Annotated in this window: 7 protein-coding genes; 5 read left to right on the plus strand and 2 right to left on the minus strand. The window is 62.2% G+C overall.

Annotation, left to right across the window (positions count from 1 at the left end; all coding sequences use genetic code 11):
* The first annotated feature begins 507 nt into the window (after positions 1-507).
* Entirely contained in the window at positions 508-843 is a 336-nt protein-coding gene (locus H7A85_RS20515) for a hypothetical protein (protein WP_182422394.1), read from the plus strand.
* 483 nt (positions 844-1326) lie between these two features.
* On the opposite strand, the gene H7A85_RS20520 is transcribed toward H7A85_RS20515, so the two are convergent.
* Entirely contained in the window at positions 1327-1584 is a 258-nt protein-coding gene (locus tag H7A85_RS20520) for a DUF3572 domain-containing protein (RefSeq protein ID WP_182422395.1), read from the minus strand.
* A gap of 137 nt (positions 1585-1721) precedes the next feature.
* Here H7A85_RS20520 and H7A85_RS20525 point away from each other — a divergent pair, with 137 nt between their 5' ends.
* Positions 1722-1919, plus strand: coding sequence for a hypothetical protein (locus H7A85_RS20525; RefSeq protein WP_182422396.1), 198 nt, complete (start codon positions 1722-1724; stop codon positions 1917-1919).
* 260 nt (positions 1920-2179) lie between these two features.
* Positions 2180-2431: a hypothetical protein gene (locus H7A85_RS20530; protein ID WP_182422397.1), complete on the plus strand. Its 252-nt coding sequence runs from the start codon at positions 2180-2182 to the stop codon at positions 2429-2431.
* Here H7A85_RS20530 and H7A85_RS20535 read toward each other — a convergent pair.
* A complete protein-coding gene (locus H7A85_RS20535) occupies positions 2428-3081 on the minus strand; it encodes an SOS response-associated peptidase (RefSeq protein ID WP_182422398.1) in 654 nt (217 codons plus the stop codon). The genes H7A85_RS20530 and H7A85_RS20535 overlap by 4 nt on opposite strands.
* A 68-nt stretch (positions 3082-3149) precedes the next feature.
* Here H7A85_RS20535 and H7A85_RS20540 point away from each other — a divergent pair, with 68 nt between their 5' ends.
* Both H7A85_RS20540 and H7A85_RS20545 read left to right on the plus strand, forming a co-directional pair.
* The gene (locus H7A85_RS20540; protein WP_182422399.1) at positions 3150-3836 is read left to right on the plus strand and encodes a thermonuclease family protein; all 687 of its coding nucleotides are present in this window, start codon (positions 3150-3152) and stop codon (positions 3834-3836) included.
* A gap of 369 nt (positions 3837-4205) precedes the next feature.
* Positions 4206-4568, plus strand: a complete 363-nt coding sequence (locus tag H7A85_RS20545) for a helix-turn-helix transcriptional regulator (protein ID WP_182422400.1) — start codon at positions 4206-4208, stop codon at positions 4566-4568.
* Positions 4569-4785 lie beyond the last annotated feature (217 nt).

Genomic DNA, 4785 nt, shown 5'->3' on the forward strand with positions numbered 1-4785 from the left:
GCCGTCGATGCAGAAGTGGCCGGGTTGCAGGCGCTATGTCGAGGCCTTTGGGGGCCTGCCAATTACGCCCGAGCAATTCGAGTTCCTGATGGGGTTCCCGATCGGGTGGACCGAACTGTAGCGCTGGGGAATGCCGTCCTGCCTGTTATTCCCCAGACGCTCGGACAAGCCATACTCGCAGTGCGAGCGGCAGCCGGTCAGAAAGAGGCGGCGTGATGGGGGAGTTCTACGCGCGAGTGGTGCTCTACGATCTGAACTGCGATCATCCCGAACATGATCGGGTGGCGTGGGCGCAATTGCGTTGCAGCGACCCGAACGGCAGCGAATGGCGGACTGATGACCATCGTACGGTTGCCAGCGCTCGCGCCGAGGCTCGGCGTGGTGGCTGGCGGATCAAGCCTGATGGAACGGCTATCTGCCCAGACTGTGCCGAGAGGCCCGCAGCATGACCGCGCCCCGTCCCACCCCCTCCGCCCTCGTCTCGTCTCTGTTCGTCGGAGGCGGGGAATGAGCGGCGAGCACACCCCAGGCCCGTGGGAGATTGAAGGCACGGGCTGCATCCTGCGCACGAAGACCGGCGTCAACGATCGCGGCGGGATGACAGGCGGCGTCGGCATAGCGCAGTTCTTCGGGCTGCATAAGCCGGACGAGGCGGATGCCCGCCTGATCGCTGCGGCGCCGGACCTTCTGGAAGCGCTGAGGGAGTTGCGTGGCTGGATGCCGCCCGCGGGTGACGATCGCATTGATGCGTCGCTCAGAAAAGCGGACGCCGCCATTGCAAAGGCCGAAGGTCGCATCCTCTCCCCCGAGGCTCCCGCCTCCAGCAAGGAAGAAGGTGAATGAGCGAGTGGATCTCCTACGATGGCCTTGGCAACCCTCTAACCCGAACGACTGTGGAAGTTCGGATGCGAAACGGCTCGACGGAAACGGGATCGCCTGACGAATTCGACTGGACCACAAGCTATGACGAACCGGAGACTGACATCGTAGCCTATCGCGTCGTTGCTTCCGCCTAACCCCTTGCCCTCCCCGTTCCCCATGTGCCGGAGCGGTTAGGTCCATCGCTTCTTCAGCCAAGGCGGTGGCTTCCATTGTGCTAGAGCCTCCCTGTTGATCTCATCGATCATCGTAAAGCGGACCCATGTCGAAACGGTCCGGCACCACGAGCAGCGCCAGATGACATCCTCGACGTCGAGGCATGGGTCGATGTAGCCGCGGAAATCTGAGCACCGGTAGATGACCCGCTTGGCGCAGTGCTTGCACTCGACGGTAATCCCGAGGTTGCGCCGGAGCCCTTCCGAGAAATCGCGTATCCGCTGGACCATCTCATCGACCGGCGTCGAGCTTGTCCCGAGCGGCCTGCAAACTCCCGATCGGCACTCCGCTGGCCTGACCGAACGATACGACATCGTTCTCATTCGCCAGCAGGAAGTCGAGAACTCCTACGAAGAAGCCCGGGGCCGCAGCGGCCTCGCGGATCCCATCAGCTTCGATCCCGGTGAGATCTAAGAACCGCTTCATAAGGTCTGGATCCGACGCGATGAACCCCAAGGCGTCGATCGCGATCTGGTCGGCGTCGACCATGGGAGGTTTGGAGAAGCGGCGGTCGAGCATCTTGGCACCCTGAAGCGATTCCTAATTTACGAACAAAATAGGAACAAAAGCTTCCCCGCAAGCCCGATCGGAGTCATCTTCCACAGACCGAATCAGGAGATGGAACGATGTCGAAGCTGGCCGAACGGATCACGGACTTGCCGTTGAAGGACGATCTCGACGAGGCTGCGGACGACGCCATTCGCCTGTCCGGCGGCGATCCCATGGTAGCGATCAAGGCACTGATTTTGGGACAGCGGAGCCTACAGGAAGCCTTCGCCGAACGGATCTCGGCGGGCTATGTACGGCGCGGGCTGCGCAAATGAGCCGGGCACCGAGGGCTCCGACGATACCCCCAGACACTCGACAGCGTCTCCTGGAACTGAGCCATCAAATCTGGCACGAAAGCTGTACCGCCATGCGGCTGACTGAAACAAAGAGCGACGACTATAAGGCGGTGGCCAAGATTCAGGCGGAAGCGCTGGCATTCGGGGAGAAGATCGCGTTCCCTGATTCCTATTGGCCTCGCTGTGTCAGAATTGGGCACAGCACGCCTGGGGATCCAAAGCCGTAGAAGGAAGCGATCGTGAGCGACGACGAATGGCTACCGGTCCCTGCCGGCCCGAAACCCGATGAGCCGATCACTTACGAGACTTGGCTGGCGCGGGAGAAGGCGAACGAAATCGTCGCCGCTCGTCTAGCGCTGATCGCACGCGGCGTAGTTCCGGGACCGGATCCGGTCCACCAGTTGGCCGAGCAGGAGTTCATCGATATCGCCTGCGGGCGTGAGCATCGCATTACCTCGGAAGGGTTTCGGCAGGATGAGCCAGAGGGCTAGTTGGCTCCATCACTTCGGTGGCCCTTGGCGACGATCTGCAGCATGTCGTCCGGTAGCGGCCTCTGGAGTGCGGAAGCTTCCTTCCAGTCCGCGCGCATCCACACGTCGAACTCCTCGGGCTCGGTCAAGATGACGGGCATGGCCTTGGGATGGATCGGCCCGACCACACCGTTCGCGTCCGTCGTCAGGAAACCGTAGGCGTCCGTTGTAATCTCGCCTTCGGACTTCTTCCGGGTCGACGTCCATTCCGTCCAGATGCCGGCGAAGGCCATCAGCGGCCGGTCCTCGTCCGCGGCGAACCACACCGGGACCTTCTTGCCGTCCACGGTATCGTACTCGGAGAACGACGTGAACGGGACCAGGCAGCGATGCTCCGGCCCCAGCCAGCGGCGCCAGTGCGGGGATTTGGTGTTGCGGACGTTGGTGACGCCGAGGTCCGTCGTGCGGCCTTTCAAAGCGAACTGCGGGGACGGCATGCCCCATCGGGCGATCTGCAAGGTTCGCTCCCCGCCTACCGTCGTGACGATTGGCGCGGACGCGTCAGGGAAGATCGCAGGCATGGGTGGAAGGTTGCCGGTCCGGTCCTGAGTTGCATGTGTGAACGACAGGATCTCGGCTTGGCCGCGATTGAACGAGTAGAGATTGCACATGCCGCCGCCCTTGATTAGTCGGCATGGGAGATAGAAGCGGTTGCCGGTGGAGCCAGGACGGGAAACGAATGAAGCGAGCTTTGTGTCTGACGTTCATCGCTGCATTCACTGCGCTTCCCGCTTACGCAGCTGAGAAGATCGAAGGCCGGGCCACCGTAACCGACGGCGACACCATCGCGGTCGAGGGCACGAAGGCGCGGATCCGGCTCTACGGCATCGACGCACCCGAAAGCGGCCAGACCTGCGATGACGCGGCGGGCAAGCGCTACCTCTGCGGCACGCGATCGGCTGACCATCTTGCCGAACTGATTGGACGCTCTGGCCGCATCACATGCTTCGAAGAGGATCGCGACCGTTATGGGCGGATCGTCGCCGAGTGCGTCACACCTGGCAACGTGGTCGTCAACGCCGAGATGGTGCGCGCCGGCTGGGCGGTGGAATACAAGCAGTATTCGGACGGGCGCTACGATCAGGAAGAAGCCGAGGCCAAGGCGGCCAAGCGCGGGATCTGGCAGGGGACGTTCGTCGAGCCATCGAAGTGGCGCCGGGGCGATCGGCTGGCGACCGAACGTGTCGCGGAAGGCCAACCCAAGGGCTGCGCCATCAAGGGTAACGTCTCGAGCTCAGGTCGGATCTACCACAAGCCCGGCCAGCAGAATTACGCCAAGACGCAAATCAATGAGAAGGCTGGCGAGCGCTGGTTCTGCTCGGAGAAGGAAGCGGTCGCTGCAGGATGGCGCGCGGCGAAGCGATGAGGACTGGACCCGTTACCACAACCCAAAGATGATACCAGGGAGGGAATCGGGGGGGATGGATGCGGCTACTCATTATCGCTCTCGCGCTGGGGTTTGGGTGCGCACCGAGCTACGCCAAGTCGGTGGATCTGCTGACGGAGCTGGCCCGTCCACCCGTAGCCGGTCCAGTTCCGATGACGCCCCTTCCTGGGAAGCCTATCCGGCTGGCCCAAGCGTGCTGCAAACAGTGCTCGAAGGGCAAAGCGTGCGGGAATAGCTGCATCTCTCGCGACAAGCAGTGCCACAAGGGCAAGGGTTGCGCCTGCGACTGATAGGGACACGGACCCAACGCCCCTCAAAAGCCCCACTCGTCGCCATACCGTCGCGACCATGAAATTGCATGACCCAGAATATGTGAACTCCTTCATCGGCATGCGCCTTCGGGAGACGCGATCTGCCAAGCGCGAGTCGCTTCAGGCGGTCGGCAATGCGGTAGGTGTCACCTACCAGCAGATGCAGAAGTACGAGAACGGCACTAATCGGCTGTCTGCGGCAAACCTGTATCGCGTGGCGCAGCATTTCGGGGTGTGCGTGACGACGCTGCTGCCGACCTTGGCTACTGCAGAATCAGACCACTCGGCTCCGTCGACTGATGCTGAGAAGTTCGAACGTCTGCCACAGGATGTCCAAGAACACATCGAGGGTCTGATTGAAGCAATAGCAGCGGGCAACGTGGGGTCCACGATTGGATAAGTAGTACCGCTACCGACCCAGCCCCGCGAAGCAACGCTTGATCGGCCGCCCCTCGCAGGTGCGTGCTGATCACTTGGTGGGGATCAGTGGCTGCTATCGACCCTGGCTGTGTCAAAACCCTGCATGTGCTATTCTCATCGGGGATGACCGGAGGGTGGCATGGGACGCTTCGTTGTCGGCACCGATCGCGAACAGGCGACGCTGTTTCCACCCTGTC

The sequence above is a fragment of the Aureimonas sp. ME7 genome (genome assembly GCF_903970965.1).
Classification (GTDB): Bacteria; Pseudomonadota; Alphaproteobacteria; order Rhizobiales; family Rhizobiaceae; genus Aureimonas.